The sequence below is a fragment of the Methylobacterium sp. J-030 genome, from assembly GCF_022829545.1.
GTDB lineage: Bacteria > Pseudomonadota > Alphaproteobacteria > Rhizobiales > Beijerinckiaceae > Methylobacterium.
Genome location: NZ_JAKSYM010000172.1, coordinates 37,659 through 53,684, shown reverse-complemented (window position 1 = coordinate 53,684; position 16,026 = coordinate 37,659). Strand labels below are relative to the sequence as shown.

The following is a 16,026-nucleotide window of genomic DNA, read 5'->3' as shown; positions in this document are numbered from 1 at the left end:
TATAGTTGTTGCATCGCAAGTAATGGCGCGTATGCTCGCGGGTGTTGCTAGAAGGATGGCGGCAAATGCAGCACTCGGATCCCAATGCCGGCGGGTATCGCCCGGCTGCGTACATCATGAAACGGTTTGGCGTAACTCGTCAGGCCCTCAACACTTGGCTTAACAGCCCGGAAGTTGGCTTCCCTGCGCCGGCCATGCGGATCGCTGGGTATCGCTACTGGCGGTTGACGGACCTCGCCGCGTTCGAGGCTGCCCAGGCCGCGAAGGAACGTGTCTCGGAAGCCGCGTAGGCCGGACACGCAACCCCGGGCGGTCGGCCGCCAGGGTTCGAGACCACCTCACGCGATGGCGCGGCCCTAAGAGGCCTCAACCACCATGACAAAGCAAAGAGGACCGACCCCTCGCGGGACCGGCCCCCTTGATTTCGCGCTTTGGTCGGCGGCGAAGCATCAAGGTACGTCTTACCCGCGAATTATTCAACGCAATACTGGCAGTCTGACCATCGGGGAATGCTCATGACCGTGCATTCTCTTACGCTGCGCGAGCTCGCCCACGCGCTCGGCGGCGAGGTGGCTGGCCTGCAAGCCTTGGTGCCGGGTCCCGGCCATAGCCCGGGGGACCGTAGCCTCGCCGTGCGCCCTTCGGCGAGTCACGCTGATGGTTTCGTGGTCCATTCCTACTGCGGCGACTCGTGGGACGCGTGCCGGGACCACGTTGCAGGGCTTCTCAGGCTCGCTGACGGCCGCCATCGCCTCGTTCGATCGATTGACCCGGCCGAGGCTCGCCGCCGCCAGGAAGCCCGCGAGCGCGACGAACAGGACGCCCAAGCCAAAGCGCGGTACCGACGCGACCTCGCCCTGTCGACGTGGGATGAAGCGCGCGACCCGCGCCGCACGCCCGTTGATGCGCATCTCGGCGGGCGATGCCTGGATCTGTCGGACGAGATCGCGGGCGTGGTCCTGCGCTACCACCCGCGTTGCCCGTGGGGCCGCGGGACGGTGCCCGCCATGGTCGCCCTGGTGCGAGACGTGGTGACGGATGCCCCGATCGGGATCCATCGGACCGCGCTCGATGCGCTCGGCCGCAAGGTCGAGGTGAACGGGCATGACCGACTCGCCCTCGGGATGGTTGCTGGCGGGGCTGTGAAGCTGACCGCCGACGCCGATGTCACCACCTGCCTCGGGATCGGCGAGGGCATCGAGACCACCCTGTCGCTCCGGAGCACCCCGGAGTTCGGCAGCTCGCCGGTGTGGTCGCTCATCTCGGCCAGCAACGTCGAGGCATTCCCGGTCCTGTCCGGCATCGAGTGCCTTTGGATGGCGGTCGATCATGACCCGGCGGGCCTGCGCGCGGCCCGCGCCTGCGCTGCCCGCTGGCAGGCGGCCGGGCGAGAAACCTTCCTCATCATGCCGGACGCCCCCGGCACGGACCTCAACGACATCATCAAGGGGGCGCCCCGTGGGTGATCCGAAGGGCTACACGGTCACGAGCGAGTTGCCCGGTGACCGCCCCCCGGACAGCGATGCCACGTTGTTCGGCTTCACGTTTGATGGTGATGTGCCACCGGAGCCGCCCCGCTACCTGGTCAAGCATCTGCTGCCGGTCGAAGGGGTGGCGATGCTCGGCGGCCAGTCCGGCGCGGGCAAGACGTTCACCGCCGTCGACCTCGCTGTCTCGCTGGCGATCGGTGAGCCGTTCTTTGGGCGGCGCGTCGTCGAGCGCGTCGGCACACTCATCCTGGCTGCAGAGGGCGCGGGCACGCTCTCGGGGCGGATTGAGGCAGCGCGGCAAGCCCGCGCCGACGGCAAACGCCTGCCTATCGCGTGGATGGGCGCGGTACCGAACCTCGCCGACCCGGATGAGGTGAAGGCCTTGCAGGCCAAGATCCGAGCCGTCGATGCCCGGATGCAGGCGACGTTCGGTGTCCGTCTCGGCCTGATCGTCATCGATACGCTGGCCGCGGCCTTCGCCATGAAGGACGAGAACGACGCTGCCGAGGCGCAACAGGCGCTTCGGCACATGCGCTCGCTCGGGGAGCCCTTGGGCGCCCTGGTGATGCCCGTCCACCACTACGGCAAGAGCGAAGAAACCGGTTTGCGGGGATCCTCGGCTTACCGCGGTGGCGCCGACGCGATTCTGAGCGTGTTGGCCGACCGCAATCAGGTAACGGGCGAAGTCACTACGCGTTCACTTAATCTCGCCAAGACTAGATATGGTGAGGAAGGCCCCATCGCGGCGTTTTCACTGCGGTTTATTCAACTCGGCACCGATGAAGATGGGGACCCGTTCGGGGCCTGTGTGCTTGATCCCGCCTTGGATCAACCACCGCCATCGACCCGTAAGGCACCGCAGAAAGACCCCCTGCCGATCGTCGCTCTGAAAGGCGCGTTCGACGAGGTGATGCTGACCCATAGCCGCGATGTGAAGGTGCGGGGTCAGGGGGCGACGGTCCAGGCGATCACTGTCGAGGAGCTGCGGACCGAGTTCCGGCGCCGGTATGCCACCGGCGAGACCGACGGCGAGAAGGCCGCCGCAACGATCCGTCAGGCCCTCAAGCGCGCACTGACCGCCTGCCCAAAACACGGGTTCCTGACGGCCGCATGGGACGGGGAGGAATGGCTTTGGAAAGCGTAGCCGTGACAGGCGTGACACCCGTGACAAACGACGAATGTCACGCCTGTCACGCCCCCCGACACCGTGACAGGGACCGTGACACGGGGGAGCTCCCCCCCGTAGGGGGGGCTCCCCGATGTCACGCCTGTCACGCGGGGCTGAGTTTTGAGGGAGGGGTGTCCGAGCGTGACATGCCCGATGTGGCCTCGCCGTCTGAACCTGCCTCTCTCGCGGATCGTCCGGCACTCCGACGACGCGGACCGGGCCGGTGGCCGAAGGAACCTGCGCTCGCCGACACCATCCCGTTTGAGGATGCGCTCGTCTGCTGGACGCCGCTCTCGGAGGCGGCTTCCGGGTTTCGGGCCACTGCCGGACAGGTCGAGGTCATGGCCCTCCCTGATCGTACGGGCCGCTCGGAGGCCTACGCGTGTCATGCCGGAGGATCCGAGGTCACGGACCACCACCTCACCGCGAGAAAGGCCGGTGTCGAAGCGCTGCGCTTGTTCAACAGGCTCGTACTCGGCGACGGCATGCGGCCCCGGGTCGTTCACGAGGCCATGATCCGGATCCGAGAATACTGCCTTGCGATCGATCCCGAGATCCCGGGCGCGCGTCGGGCGCAGGGTCGGCGTCGGGAAAGCAACGGGGATGACTACGTCGCGTAGGATGCCGTTCCCTGGGGCAGAGAGAGCCGGTGGCGTGGTTCGAGGTGATCGGAGCTAGAGCACGCCGGGAACTGTGCCGGCGGCTGTCCTGGGGCTTCCTATGAGATCCAGACTGTCGGGACGGACGCTTGGTGTGGTTGTGCGAACGTGCCTGATTGTACACTCAACGCCTATAGTGAACCTTCGAGTTGCCGTGATTTTTGGATGGGCAGCCGGTGCTTGACGCACTTGTATTGTGATTTTGACTTAATACATTGTGGACCTTGGTTGGTGTTTGAGGTCCAGAACGCGACAATGTCGGAGACAGCTTTCGCTTATAACGCTGAGATGCGGATGCCTGACGGAACGCCGTTTCCCGCTGACGCTCGCTTCCCGGACGGCACGCTCTTCTATGTGAAAGCTGTCGACGGCATCTGGCATGAAGCCAAAATAGTCGATCATCGTAAGTACAATGGTAAGTGGCATGTGCTTACCGGAAAAACAAAGCAGTTTTAATGAGGTCATGAAGATGCATTTAACTAAAGATAGCCCTGAAATTCTTCGACGGGACCGAAGCTACAAATATGCCGAGGCCGTACATAGCCGGGCGATAGAAGCTGGGAATCATCATAGAGCTATGCGAGCAGCTAATCTGATGATGGCTCTTCATGCTCGCATGGACAACCTTACTTTTTCGAGTGTTTCTTCATACTCAGAATGAAAAAACTTCACTCTAAGTAGGGATTAGGCAGCAGATCTCATGATATCAGCTTCAAATTTAAGATCCGGCGCTATAGATTTCAATGCTATATCAAAGGACGCGCGCGGTTTACGCATTCTGACAAGTGGAATGAACGATGTTCCGGTTAAACTTGACATCAGACGAGGTATCTTTCCGTCATATAAAGCAGCCAGCTTTTCTCTCGTTCAAGATTACGGGTTCATCATAAATGTTTGGCGCGTTAAGAACGAAGTCGAAGACTACCATGTGATTGGCGGTGTTTCTATAGATATAGATGCCTCGATAAATCGCATGAAATCTTACAGAGATGCTCTAGACGCAATTTTAGCAAGCGATGAACATTCAGCGAATGCTTTTAGCATACTTGATCACGTGATATACTCGGACATTGCCCCTCTGCATTAGCCTATTAGGTAATACTGAGTCGTCTCATTGGGGCGACCTCTTTTCGTTCAGGGCGCGCGCGCCTCAACTCGCGAGACCTGAACAGGCGACCACCGCCCTCCTCTCGCGGTCGGGATATCTCGGGCGTTTAGCGCATCCGCCACGGCCGTCAGCGTGATTGCGCCGGCCGCCCGGATCTCAGCGATGACTGGCAGCAGGTCTGCAGCTCGGGTTCTGGCCTTGGCCTGCCGGACTGCGAGACCTGCGGCGCGAGCCTTGGCCGACGTAGCCGCGAGGTGAGGGCGCGCTCCGCCGAGGATCACCCCTCGGGCCTTCGCGGCGGCCAGGGCAGCCTTGGTACGCTCGCTGATGGCCTTGGCCTCGTGTTCGGCGACTGCTGCGAGGATGTGAACGGTCAGCCGGTTCGCCTGGGGAAAGTCGACGGCGATGAACTCGACGCCCGACTCCATCAGCGCCGAGACGAAGGCGACGTTACGCGCGAGGCGATCAAGTTTCGCGATGATGAGCGTGGCCATGTGCAACCGGCAGAGGCGCAGGGCTTCGGCGAGCTTGGGCCGATCGTTGCGCTTGCCGGACTCGATCTCGACGACCTCGGCGACGAGCGACCACGTCCCGCCGTTGAGGTGTCCCCGGACTGCGGCCTGCTGAGCTTCCAGCCCGAGGCCGGATCGACCCTGTCTCGCCGTCGAGACCCGATAGTAAGCGACGAACCGACCTTCCGACATCGAAACTGCCGCTTTTACATTTTCCACGACCACCGTTGTCGCAGACGTTTGGACCGTTCGTCAACGGCTCGTCGTCGAAACACCGAGTTTTGTCAGTCGCTGTGACAGTCATTTACGACAGAGCACAGACAAGATATGTCAATTAAAGTCGACCCATCAAAAACATATCCAACGCCATACCAAGTCATATTCAAGTACCGTCCATGATCGGTCATTGCGTTTTGCTGGCAACGGTTTAAGACATTCATCAGCGAAGGCAATTTGATCGTATCCGGATGCAAGTCCGATCCATCATTCAATCGGTGCGGGTGTTCGGATGGCGGTTGTCCGGGATCGTCCGGGATCGCCTCGACCTGTTTGACCGCCCGGAGCATCGGCATGACACAGGCGAGCGTTGGGGTGTCGGTCAGGAAGCACCGATCTGCAGTTACCAACGGCCGAAAGCCTTTCCTGACACGGACAACCCGAAAGACCCCGGAATACAGGCGGCTCGCGGATTTACTCGCGCAATTATTCAAAGATCGTGGCGGGATCGAAAACCTTTCTATCGAGGCACAATCATCCTGCCGTGTATACGCGGGCCTCTGCGTCCAACAGGAGATCATCCTCGGAAAGCTCGCGGCCGGCGAGTCCGTCGACAGTTCAGATCTCGCACGTATGGCCTACGCCCTGGAACGCGCCCGGCGGGCGATCGAAGTGCCTAAACGTCCGACCGCCAGGAAGGGCCGGGTCGTCGCAATCATTCCGGGTGCCGGGGCGCCCATCACTGGAAAAGAAACAGCCCTGTGAACCCGCTCAATCCCCGCCAGCATGCATTCGTCCGCGCCTTCTTGGTAGGCGAGACCGCCGGTATTGCGAGCGCGTCTGCCGTGGCTGCCGGATACAGCGCCGACAGTGCTCCGGACCTCATGAAGAACCCGTCGGTGGTGAAGGCCATCGCGGATGCCCAGGCCGAGGCCGCGGCGGCCACCGGCATCACCATGGCGCGGGTCGCGGCCGAACTGGCCCGGATCGGCTTTTCCGATCTGCGCGAGGTGCTGCAGTGGCGGACGCTGATTATCGAGACCGGTGACGAAAACGATGATGGCGAGCCCATCACAAAGGTTTCGACTGAACTCGTGCTTAAAGATTGGGCCGAGCTGAGTCCGTCGGCGGCGGCATGTATTTCTGAAATCAAGCGCTCGCGGGACGGTTCTATTACAGTAAAACTCCACCCCAAGGTTGCTGCGCTCGTCGAGCTTGGCCGACACCTTGGCTTGCCGACGAAGGTGGCTTTGTCTGGATCGAGCGGGGAAGGCCCCGTTGAGCTGATTACCCGCGAGATGACGGCTGAGGAAGCCGCTGATCTTTATCGACGGACGCTTGACGAAGGAACGACTCCGCAATGACTTTCGTAAACCTGTTGACCCCCGAGCAAATCAGCCGCTTGCGCCAGTACGGTGCCGAGGCCCCCGAGCGCTTCACGGTGGCGGATCACGCGCCACCGGCCCGTGCGCTCGCCCCCATGCCTCGCCCGACCTATGACGCGGCCAAGCTGGCGGGCATCCGCGACAGCCTCGCCGAGGTCGGTCGAGGGATTGCGGAGGTCAGCGCTGCATTCCAGCGCCGGCAGGCCCGTGCCACCGCGGACGCCGCCCACGAAGTCATTCGTGCGCAGGGCCGGGCCGCCGTCGACCGGCTGCGGACCGGACCCATCGCAGCGATCAACGCCCGCAACGCCGAGGTGCATGCTCGGAAGCCGGCGGGCGCGACTCCTACCCGCCCGACGCTACCGCCTGGCTTCACCGCTGACGCCTCGGGAGGCGGCTTTCCCGGCACCGTTGGCCCGGCCCGCACCACAAGCCCGACCGACATCAACCGGCGCAACGCCGAGGTGTGGGGCAAGCGAGCTTCGTAAATCAACGCGGGGAGACGAATAGCTCCCCGGGTCCAAGCAGGACCGCAGGATTGCGGCCCGTCCCGACGAAGGAACCGACATGCCTGATCTACTGCGCACGTTTGGGACCGTGGGTCCCTTCACCCTCAAGCTGTCCCGGGTTGCGGCGGCTGCCGGTCCCGGCGAGTCGGTCCAGCGTGCGGCCCTCTCGATGATCCTCGATAATGGGAGCGGTGATGTCCGCCCCGTCGCTGCGTTCGAGGATGGTGCCATGGCGGCGGCATCTGCAGTCGGAACGGCCATCATCACCGCTTTCGCGGCTGTGGGTGGTCTTGTGACCCTCGGCGGTCCTCCGGTCTCTCCGATCCCGGCGAACGGCACGGCAGGCCCCGAAACTTACACCCGTGCTGTCACCTTGACGCCGGGCACGCCTGTGCCCCCCGGCCGCGGTGTCATCGTCACGAGTTCCGGCGGCGGATCGACGGTCGGGTTGAAGCTGCAGGGCGGTGGCACGCTCATGGTCGGCGATGGGACTGGCGGCCAAGGAACACGCATCGATGGCCTCGCGGTCGTAGACGCTGATCTGTCGAAGGCCGGAGCCAACGCCTCAGTTCAGGTCCTGTACTAGCCGGCATCTCGACCCGCAGCAGGCCCGCCGTGAGGCGTGCCCCTCCCGCCGAAGGAATGACCATGACCCCGACCATGATGCAGTCCCCGGTAGCACCCTGGACGCCCTCGCCGCCGACCGAGGAAGCCGAACGGGAGCGCGCGGTGCGGTTCGATAATCCGTATCTGCCGCTGCCGCCGGCCGACGGCATGGCAAGCTGCCGGGCTGCTCTTGCGGGGCTCATCGAGGCGATCGACGCCGCGCAGGCCGGTGAACGGCTCGTGGTCGATCGGATCAGCATCGGGGTCCGCGAGAAGGGCGAGGCGGACGCCCGCCACGCGGTTGCTCGGACGGCGGTCATCTCGGCGCGAGAGGCCAGCGCCGCCGACATGAAGGCGTGGTTCGAGGGCGGCTGTCAGGGCGAGCGGCCCGACGGCGCCGCGACGCTCTCGGGTGCGATGGCAGCCGAGGCCGAGGCCCTGGCCGCCGTCGAGGTCATCACCGCCGCTCTGGACGCGATGCACCTCGACCATGAGGCGGCCCGGCTCCTGACCGTACAGGCACAGCACGCGGCCGGGCTCGCCCGGGATAGGATCGTTGCCGAGCACGCATCGGCGCTCGCGGCCGACTTGGTCGCTGCCGACGAGCGTGCCGCCGGCCTGCGTCGTGTGCTTCGTGGCTTCTACCGGTCGGCGCAGGGCGGCCCGAACCGTATCCCCGCCAGTGTCGAGGCGGCCTTACCCGTCAAACGCGATTTCGACACCCACGTCTTGCCTGCAGCGCAGGCTCAGGAAGCGTTATGGCGCGATGCGCGGGCCGCTCTCATGCGCGACCCGCAGACCGAGCTTCCCCGGGTCGATTGACGCCCGATCGAGCTGCGGTAGTGGACCCGTTCCCTCGTCCGGGCGGCTACCGCGGACCCGTATCGCATCAGCGGTGCGGATGGGCGCAGGGGGCGTCGCCTCGTAACCACCCCACTCGGCGCCGTTTGCCTGAACACCAGACGGCGCCGACCCTTTCGAGCGATCAATACTGACCGGCCCGCTGGATAGCGCGCCTTTCCTACAAATGGACTGGTGTAATAATGGCCGACACCATCAAAGAATTTCTTGTCGGCCTCGTGTTCAAGGTGGACAGCTCATCCGAGCGCAAGTTCACCGACGCCATCCGGTCGGCAACCCTACAGGCCGACTTGCTGGCCCGGGGCCTGGAAGGCGCTGCGGTCGCGGTCGCGAAGGCAATCGCGCAGATCGCGCAGGGATTCGAGAGCATCTATTACACGGCGCAGCGGGCGAACACGTCCGTCGGCAGCCTGCGGGCGATGACCTATGCCCTGTCGCAGCTCGGCACCTCGGCCAGCGCTGCGCAGGCCTCGCTCTCGAATTTCGGCCGGCGGGTCGGCACCGACCCCGGCGCCGAGTCCCTGCTCAAGGCGATCGGGATCCGCACACGCGACGCGCAGGGCCGGTTGCGCGACACCACGAAGCTGTTCGAGGAGTTCGGCAAGGCCACGCAGAAAATGCCGGCCTATGTGGCCTTGGGTTATGCGCAGCAGCTCGGGGTCGACGAGGACACGATGCGCGCGATGCGCGAGCAACCCGAATTGCTCGCCCGGCTGCGCCACGAACAGGAGGAATACGCCCGCTCGATCGGGATGAACCAAGAGGAGGCGGCCCGGAAGGGCCAGGAGTTCATGCAGTCGCTCCGGCGGCTGCAAATGGTCGTCACGCTGGTCTCGGAAAAGATCCTTTCGGACCTCGCGCCGGCCCTGAAAGCCTTCATCGATCAGATCATCGAGTGGATCCGGCAGAACCCGGACGCCATTCGGGAAGGCCTCGTGCAGATCGGCGACGCGGCCATGGCGTTCGCCAAGGCGTGCATCGCCATCGTGAAGGAGCTCGCCCCGGTCGTCACCAAGATCGGAGAGCTTGCCGCCTCGATCACCGGTCATGGTGGCCTGCAAGGCACCATGGAACTGTTCGCGGCCTTCATGGTCGGCTCGTGGGCGCTGCGCATCGTCGCGGCCATCACGTCCGTATCGACCGCCTGGGGGCTGATGGCGCTTCGCCTCGGCCTGCCCATGCTGATCGGCGCCGTCGCCACCGGGCACAGCTACCAGACGCCCGAGGAGGCCGCCAAGGATCCCGATCAGGCGGTGTTGCAGCAAGAGGGGATCGACCGCCGCGCCCGCGTGCGCGAGTGGATGGGCGACAAATGGGAGCGGGCCAAGCGGCTATTTGGCGGGGGCTCGGCCGAGGCGGGCGAGGGCCGCGGCGGCGCAGGCATCCGCCGCCGTGCCGCGCGTGCCGCCGAAATCGATAAGACGAATTACAATTTTAACGGCGACAACGTCAACGTATTGAAGCAAGCCGCAAAAGAACTCGGCACATCTCCGAAGGATCTTGCGACCGTCATCAGCTATGAGACCGGCGGGAGGTTCTCGCCTTCGATCCGAGGCGGAAAGAACAATCGGTATATCGGCCTCATCCAGTTTGGAGAACCCGAGCAGCGTGACTATGGCGCCAATCAGCAGCAGACTTTTGCAGAGCAGATGCCGGCTGTGGTTCGTTTTCTAAAGCATCGCGGGTTCAAGCCCGGGATGGATCTGATGCAACTCTACAAGACGATCAACGGGGGCAACCCCTACGTCAGTTCGGAGAAGAACGACGGAAACGGCACGATCGCGCAGCACGTCGCACGGATGCAGTCGCAACATCAGGCGCGGGTCGAGCGCTTCCTTGCGTCGGGATCCCAGCAACTCGACTTGGCCGGCGCCGTGAAGGGCCTGGACAAGCTGATGCCGCCGGAGGCCAAGCCCGGCGCGGGGGCGGGGAAACCCGCGGAGTCGCCGCAGGACATCGAGAAGCGCGAGGCCACGCGGATCAAGCGGTGGAACGAGGTCTACAAGACCACGGGTGACGCATCGAAGGCGGACGCTGCGTCGAAGGAGGCCATGAACGAGGCACCGACGGCACATGCGGGCGACAAGGCCGCGCCGCGCCGGCCGACTTTCGCGCCGGCATTCAGCCCCGAGAAAGCGCCGCCCCTGGCCGCATCCACGGACAACAGCCGCTCGGCCACGCTGACGCAGCACAACACGTTCAATATCCAGGGCAGCGAGGCGCGGCAGACGGCAGAACTGGTGCAACAGGGGCAGCGCAGCGTCGGGATGTTCGGACTTGACGGCATCAAGTCAGTGATCCGGTGATCTTGACGTTCGAAGGATACCGGCCATGGCAAAGAAATTTCAGCGATACTTCAATATCACTCTCGGCAAGTCTGGCTTATCACTTGACCTGTCGCAGTTCCGGGTTCGGTTTGTCGTAAAATCCTATGAAAGTCAGACGCCACAGCACGTTGAGGCGTACATCTATAATCTATCGCGACAGACCGAACAGAAGATCTCGAAAGAGTTCGACAACGTGAAGATCGAGGCCGGATATCAGGATGTGCATGGCCTGATATTCGATGGCGACCTGATGCAGAAGCGCGCCGGCCGGGAAAACCCGGTGGACACCTATCTCGCGATCTTGGCCCGGTCCGGATACAAGGGCAACGGCTACGCTGTCGTGAACACCGCCTTAGAGAAGGGGCACACCAAGCGGGACGTGGTCGACGCGTGCATGAAGGCTTTCGCCGAGCACGGACTCCGACCCGGCTACATCACCGATCTCGGCCCATCCAAGGCTATCCGCGGGACCACCCTGCACGGCATGGCCCGCGACGCGATGCGGACGCTCTGCCAGGGCGCCAACGCAACCTTCAACTTCGAGAATGGCAAGGTGAATGTCCGGAAGAACGGCGAGTTCAAGCCCGGCTCGACGATCAAGCTCAACAGCCAAACCGGGATGATCGGCCGCCCCGAGGCGACCATTGATGGTGTCATCGTCCGCATGCTGATGGAGCCGAACTGCCAGATCGGCACGAAGCTGCAGATTGACGAGGCCTCGATTAACCAGGCCGCTTACTCGCCCGTCACGATGGCCGAGGGGTCCAACCGGTTGCTCGATCAGATCGTGGCGACCGACGGTATCTATCAGGCCATCTCGGTCGACCACTTCGGCGACACCCACGGGCTGGACTGGTACACCGAGGCGGTGTGCCTGCGGGCCGACGGCGGCGCATTCATCAGCCCGGCAGTGAAGGCGCGCGGCGTGCCCCTGCCGGAGGCGTACGCCAATCAGGCGGACGCTTGAGGCCAAATGCCAGGGCTAGATCGAGCGGGGCTAAGGGCGTTCCGAGGCAGGACTTGCCAAGCCCAGCCCTTCTTTGACGATCAGGAGGTTTTCGTGTCCACCGATGTGCCGGCTGCTGTTTCCGCGGCTTTTGCCGAGTCTCCAACGCTGCCGCCAGCCGCTATCTGTCGGTTGCTCCGGATGGATGAGAAGACCTTGCGACAGCACGTCCGTGCGGGAAACATCCGGTACGTCTTGAAGGGCTTCGGCGAGAAACGTCCTAGAAGAGAGTTTACGCAGTCCGATGTTTTGGGCTTTCTCAATAAAAGGGCTCGCGAGGAATGTCTGTATACAAGCCCAAAGGCTCGCCATATTTCCTCTTCGACTTCCGGCGCGGCGGTCATCAGTTTTACGGATCGACACAAGAGACCGAACGGCGTCGAGCCGAAGCGATAGAACAAGCTGAGATCCGCAAAGCGGAGGCGCAGGTAACGCGCGCCCGGCGCTCGCGGAGCGCGCCGATGACGATCGATGTCGCAGCGATGAGGTATTGGAACGAGCGGGGCATGCACACGGCGACCGCCCGCGAAACCGAACGCAACCTTGAGCGCCTTGTGGACTGGATCGGCCCGACCACGCCGCTCAAAGACATCACCGACGACACGCTTTGTCAGCTCGTCGCGCGCCGCCGCGGACAGGCGAAGGTCAACGCCGCGCGCAGGAAGCGGCCAGGAAAGCCGCTGGCGCCGCTTGGCCTCGTATCCCCGGGGCAGGTGAATCGTTCCGTCACGCAGCTCCTGCGTCGCGTTCTGACCCGGGCGCGAAAGGCCTGGAAGGTGGCTCTCCCTGACGAGCCGAACTGGACCGAACACATGCTGCCCGAGCCGCGAGAGCGCGTGCGCGAGCTGCGCCATGAAGAAGAGGGGCGCCTTGAGGCCGTCGAGCGCGAGGAGTACCGGGCGCCGCGCCTGTTCGCTCAGATCACTGGCCTACGCCGCCGCGAGGTCACGTCGCTGACGTGGGGGCAGGTCGACTTCGGCGCCGAGGTCATTCGCGTGATCGGCAAAGGCGGCAAAGGTCACGAGATCCCCATCACACCCGAACTGCACCTGCTGCTCTGGCCGCTGCGCGGGCAGCACGAGACGCACGTGTTCACTTACCGGTGCCAGCGCACGCGGCTGTGCCCGACTTCGAAGCGCCGCTTTGTGAAGGGTGAGGTCTACCCGATCACCTACCATGGCTTCTCGACGCACGTCCGGCGCGGGCTAGACAAGGCCGGGGTCGCGGACTTCCGAATCCACGACCTGCGCCACACGAGTGCCACTCGCACCCTCCGGGCGACGAAGAACCTCAAGATCGTTCAAAAGCTGCTCAACCACTCGTCGCTCAGCGTGACTGAGAAGTACGCCCACGCGGATCTCGACGACCTGCGTGACGCGATGATCGAGACGGCGGCCGATGCCGCCGCCCGTCGCATGAAGTCCCGAGGAAAGTCCCGAGATGAGAACTGCTCTGGGCAAAAACACGCGAAAAAGCAGTGATTTAACAGTATATCGAGCGGAATGCTTCTAAGCGGCAGGTCGCAGGTTCGAGCCCTGCCGGGGTCGCCAGCCCATCTTTCTTCGAAATCGGATCACCGCGCGGCTGCGGGCAGCGCGCTGAAGGTGGCGCGGCGCATCGACAGCGTCGGCGTGGTCGCGGCGCTGGCGGAGGCGATGGGCCTGCACGGCATCCCAGAACACATCCGTTGCGACACCGGCCCCGAGACGATCTCGAAGGCGCTGCGCAAATGGGTCACCGAGGCTGGCTCACAGATCCGGTACATCACGCCAGGATCCCCGTGGCAGAACGGTGACTTACGAGAGCTGCACCGGCAGGCTTCGTGACGCGTGCCTACGCCAGGGGGATCTTCTCCGCGCTGAACGCGGCGCGGATCGTGATCGGTCTCCGGCCATCGACCTACGAGCGCGTTCGACCGCATTCGTCGCTGGGCGATCGCCCGCCCGCGCCCGTCAGCGACCCGGATCTGGCCTTCCGGCTACCCATGGCCGCCACCCTGCAGGCGCCTCTCAACCGGCTCGGTCCAAGATACCGGTCAGGTCAGGGCAAGTGACTGGCTCTTCCCGCGCCGCAGCCGCCCCGGCGAGCCTTGACGACGCGACAGTATGGCCGGCTCGTCGACGAATGGGTAACGCTGGTTGGGCTCGACTCGGCCGGGTACGGCACGCACAGCCTGCGCCGGACGAAGGTGGCGCTGATCTACCGACGGACGGGCAACCTGCGCCCCTGCCAGCTGCTGCTGGGTCACACCAAGCTTGAACGCACGGGGCGCTACCTCGGCACAGAGGTGGACGACGCGCTGGTGATGTCCGCGCAGACCGACATCTGACGATGACCGCGGCGGCCACATAGGCCGTCGCGGACCTGGGCTCAAGCCGTAAGCTTTGCTTTGCGGATGCCGCTCGCCATGTAGCGGCTCATGATTCGACTGATCCCCAGCCTGCCCGCCGTCTATGTCATCGCACGCGTGGTGTGGCCCAGCCCGTGGCCGTTCGCACTCAAGCTCAGCGTGATCGTCCTCCTGCTCGTCGCGTCCCAGTATCATCTGTGGTGTCGCCTCTCCTCCGGATCGGTCTTCGCGCCCGAGTTCCCCCGCCCGGTGGTGATCCTGTTCAATTGGATGTTCGGTGCGCTCGCGCTGACGGCGGCGATGCTCCTAGCCCTCGATGCCTCGGCGCTGATTGGCGGCGTCCTGCCCGGAGGGGGATGGGTGGTCGCCATGAGCTGGCGCTACGCGGCAGGACTTGCGGCCCTGGTCCTGGCGGCGTTGGCCGTGGGTCAGGCCCTGCGCGTGCCGCCGCTGAAGGACGTGACGGTGGCGATTCCGGACCTGCCCCACGGCTTCGACGGCTATACGATCCTGCATCTCTCCGACCTGCACATCAGCCGCCTGTTCCCCATGAGATGGGCGGAGGCCGTCGTCGCCCGCGCCAACGCCCTCCGGACCGACCTGATCGTGGTGACGGGCGACTTCATCGACGGCTCCCTGGCGTCCCGGCGGAGCGATGTCGCGCCACTGCGCGCCCTGACGGCGCCGGACGGGGTTTGGGCCGTGCCGGGCAACCACGAATACTTTTTCGATTACGAAGCCTGGATGCGCCACCTCGCTGGGCTGGGGATCCGCATGCTGGCCAATGCCCACACGGTCCTCAGGCGGGCGGACGAGGCGCTCGTGGTGGCGGGCGTGACCGACCGCTCGGCGCCCGTCACGGGCCATCCGGGGCCCGATCTCGCCGCCGCGCTGGCCGGCGCCCCGGCCTATGCGCCGGTCGTGCTGCTGGATCACCAGCCGGGCAACGCCGCGCGGTCGGCCGCGCAGGGAGTGCGGTTGCAATTGTCCGGGCACACGCATGGCGGCATGATCCGGGGCCTGGACCGGCTGGTGGCCCGGGGCAATGCTGGGTTCGTCTCCGGGGCGTACCAGATCGGGGGCATGCGGCTCTACGTCAGCAACGGCACGGGGCTTTGGCCGGGCTTCGCACTTCGGCTCGGGCGCCCTTCCGAGCTGACGCGGATCACATTGCGAACCTCGCCGTGATCCGACTTCGATGTATGAAGCAGCGCCTCATCGGGATCTGAGGAGCGGCGGTGATCCGAGGGGGCGAGGCAGCGTTCGCCGCCCCATCTCGGACACCAGCAGGCGGGAGACCTACAGTCCGAGAAGGGTGGTCTGCAGACCTTAGCCCATCTCCCGAGAGCGGCCATTCCGCGTCCAACCAGTGAGGCCTCTTCTTGCCCTTACCACTGGCAACCAGTTCGCTTCGCGATGTCGAGGAGACGCTGGGTCTCTGCCAGCGTCACATTCAACTTCGCGTGCGCATGGCGAAGCTCCACAATCAGCGCGGCTGTGCGCCTCATCTCCGCTCGACCTTTGTGGAACTGTAGCTTGACCGGTTGTTCTGTGCGCTTTCGCCCGCGATCGAGCACCTCGGCGAAAGGCACCGCCATCAAAGTGGTACCGTGCGCATCGGTGATCTCGAAGCCATACCGGATTGGGTTCTTCGCGGTGAAGGCCAGATCGGAGCCCATTCCCGGCACCGCCTTGAAGGCCTCAAGATAGGCCGCCTCAACGCTGGCGAGCTCCAAGCCTTCGTCGTCGTAGTCCAGACCGTCTGGACCACGGAGATGGAAGTAGAACTTAGGCATCTATCGTCTGCGATGAAGGTACCCTCTTCATGC

At 64.3% G+C, this 16,026-nt stretch carries 16 protein-coding genes and 2 pseudogenes; 16 read left to right on the top strand and 2 right to left on the bottom strand.

All coding sequences use genetic code 11. The features are described 5' to 3' along the window. Nucleotides 1-65 precede the first annotated feature (65 nt). The 5 genes from MKK75_RS11455 to MKK75_RS11435 all read left to right on the top strand — a co-directional run bounded on the left by MKK75_RS11455 (nt 66) and on the right by MKK75_RS11435 (nt 3,773). Nucleotides 66-290, top strand: a complete 225-nt coding sequence (locus tag MKK75_RS11455; RefSeq protein WP_244042697.1) for a hypothetical protein — start codon at nt 66-68, stop codon at nt 288-290. A gap of 225 nt (nt 291-515) precedes the next feature. Continuing rightward, on the top strand, nt 516-1,466 hold the full coding sequence (locus MKK75_RS11450; RefSeq protein ID WP_244042696.1) for a toprim domain-containing protein: 951 nt from the start codon (nt 516-518) through the stop codon (nt 1,464-1,466). Next, nucleotides 1,459-2,634 (top strand): ATP-binding protein, encoded by a 1,176-nt coding sequence (locus tag MKK75_RS11445; RefSeq protein WP_244042695.1) that lies wholly within the window; start codon nt 1,459-1,461, stop codon nt 2,632-2,634. The genes MKK75_RS11450 and MKK75_RS11445 overlap by 8 nt, the downstream gene beginning before the upstream one ends. Before the next feature lie 170 nt (nt 2,635-2,804). Continuing rightward, nucleotides 2,805-3,278 carry a hypothetical protein gene (locus MKK75_RS11440; RefSeq protein ID WP_244042694.1) on the top strand — a complete coding sequence of 158 codons (474 nt, stop codon included), beginning with the start codon at nt 2,805-2,807 and terminating at the stop codon, nt 3,276-3,278. 270 nt (nt 3,279-3,548) lie between these two features. After that, nucleotides 3,549-3,773, top strand: coding sequence for a hypothetical protein (locus tag MKK75_RS11435; protein ID WP_244042693.1), 225 nt, complete (start codon nt 3,549-3,551; stop codon nt 3,771-3,773). 678 nt (nt 3,774-4,451) lie between these two features. Here MKK75_RS11435 and MKK75_RS11430 read toward each other — a convergent pair. Then, on the bottom strand, nt 4,452-5,129 hold the full coding sequence (locus MKK75_RS11430; protein ID WP_244042731.1) for a recombinase family protein: 678 nt from the start codon (nt 5,127-5,129) through the stop codon (nt 4,452-4,454). Between the two features lie 378 nt (nt 5,130-5,507). Between MKK75_RS11430 and MKK75_RS11425 the strand changes: the two genes are divergently transcribed. From MKK75_RS11425 to MKK75_RS11375, 11 genes and pseudogenes are all read left to right on the top strand, one after another. Further along, entirely contained in the window at nt 5,508-5,918 is a 411-nt protein-coding gene (locus MKK75_RS11425) for a hypothetical protein (protein ID WP_244042692.1), read from the top strand. Then, nucleotides 5,915-6,517 (top strand): terminase small subunit, encoded by a 603-nt coding sequence (locus tag MKK75_RS11420; RefSeq protein ID WP_244042691.1) that lies wholly within the window; start codon nt 5,915-5,917, stop codon nt 6,515-6,517. The genes MKK75_RS11425 and MKK75_RS11420 overlap by 4 nt, the downstream gene beginning before the upstream one ends. Further along, on the top strand, nt 6,514-7,026 hold the full coding sequence (locus tag MKK75_RS11415) for a hypothetical protein (RefSeq protein ID WP_244042690.1): 513 nt from the start codon (nt 6,514-6,516) through the stop codon (nt 7,024-7,026). The genes MKK75_RS11420 and MKK75_RS11415 overlap by 4 nt, the downstream gene beginning before the upstream one ends. Nucleotides 7,027-7,135: 109 nt before the next feature. Then, nucleotides 7,136-7,633 carry a hypothetical protein gene (locus tag MKK75_RS11410; protein WP_244042689.1) on the top strand — a complete coding sequence of 166 codons (498 nt, stop codon included), beginning with the start codon at nt 7,136-7,138 and terminating at the stop codon, nt 7,631-7,633. Between the two features lie 62 nt (nt 7,634-7,695). Next, nucleotides 7,696-8,475, top strand: a complete 780-nt coding sequence (locus MKK75_RS11405; protein ID WP_244042688.1) for a hypothetical protein — start codon at nt 7,696-7,698, stop codon at nt 8,473-8,475. A 221-nt stretch (nt 8,476-8,696) separates the two neighbouring features. Beyond that, on the top strand, nt 8,697-10,820 hold the full coding sequence (locus MKK75_RS11400; protein WP_244042687.1) for a phage tail tape measure protein: 2,124 nt from the start codon (nt 8,697-8,699) through the stop codon (nt 10,818-10,820). Between the two features lie 25 nt (nt 10,821-10,845). Beyond that, nucleotides 10,846-11,808 carry a phage protein gene (locus MKK75_RS11395; RefSeq protein ID WP_244042686.1) on the top strand — a complete coding sequence of 321 codons (963 nt, stop codon included), beginning with the start codon at nt 10,846-10,848 and terminating at the stop codon, nt 11,806-11,808. 500 nt (nt 11,809-12,308) lie between these two features. Beyond that, nucleotides 12,309-13,328: a tyrosine-type recombinase/integrase gene (locus MKK75_RS11390; protein ID WP_244042685.1), complete on the top strand. Its 1,020-nt coding sequence runs from the start codon at nt 12,309-12,311 to the stop codon at nt 13,326-13,328. 105 nt (nt 13,329-13,433) lie between these two features. Next, nucleotides 13,434-13,900 (top strand): annotated as a pseudogene (locus tag MKK75_RS11385) (integrase core domain-containing protein); the annotation flags it as partial. Then, nucleotides 13,887-14,176, top strand: a pseudogene (locus MKK75_RS11380) (tyrosine-type recombinase/integrase); the annotation flags it as partial. The pseudogenes MKK75_RS11385 and MKK75_RS11380, both read left to right, overlap by 14 nt. Before the next feature lie 90 nt (nt 14,177-14,266). Beyond that, on the top strand, nt 14,267-15,385 hold the full coding sequence (locus tag MKK75_RS11375; protein WP_244042684.1) for a metallophosphoesterase: 1,119 nt from the start codon (nt 14,267-14,269) through the stop codon (nt 15,383-15,385). Between the two features lie 200 nt (nt 15,386-15,585). Here MKK75_RS11375 and MKK75_RS11370 read toward each other — a convergent pair whose 3' ends face one another. Next, nucleotides 15,586-15,993 carry a DUF6894 family protein gene (locus MKK75_RS11370; protein ID WP_244042683.1) on the bottom strand — a complete coding sequence of 136 codons (408 nt, stop codon included), beginning with the start codon at nt 15,991-15,993 and terminating at the stop codon, nt 15,586-15,588. Nucleotides 15,994-16,026: the final 33 nt, after the last annotated feature.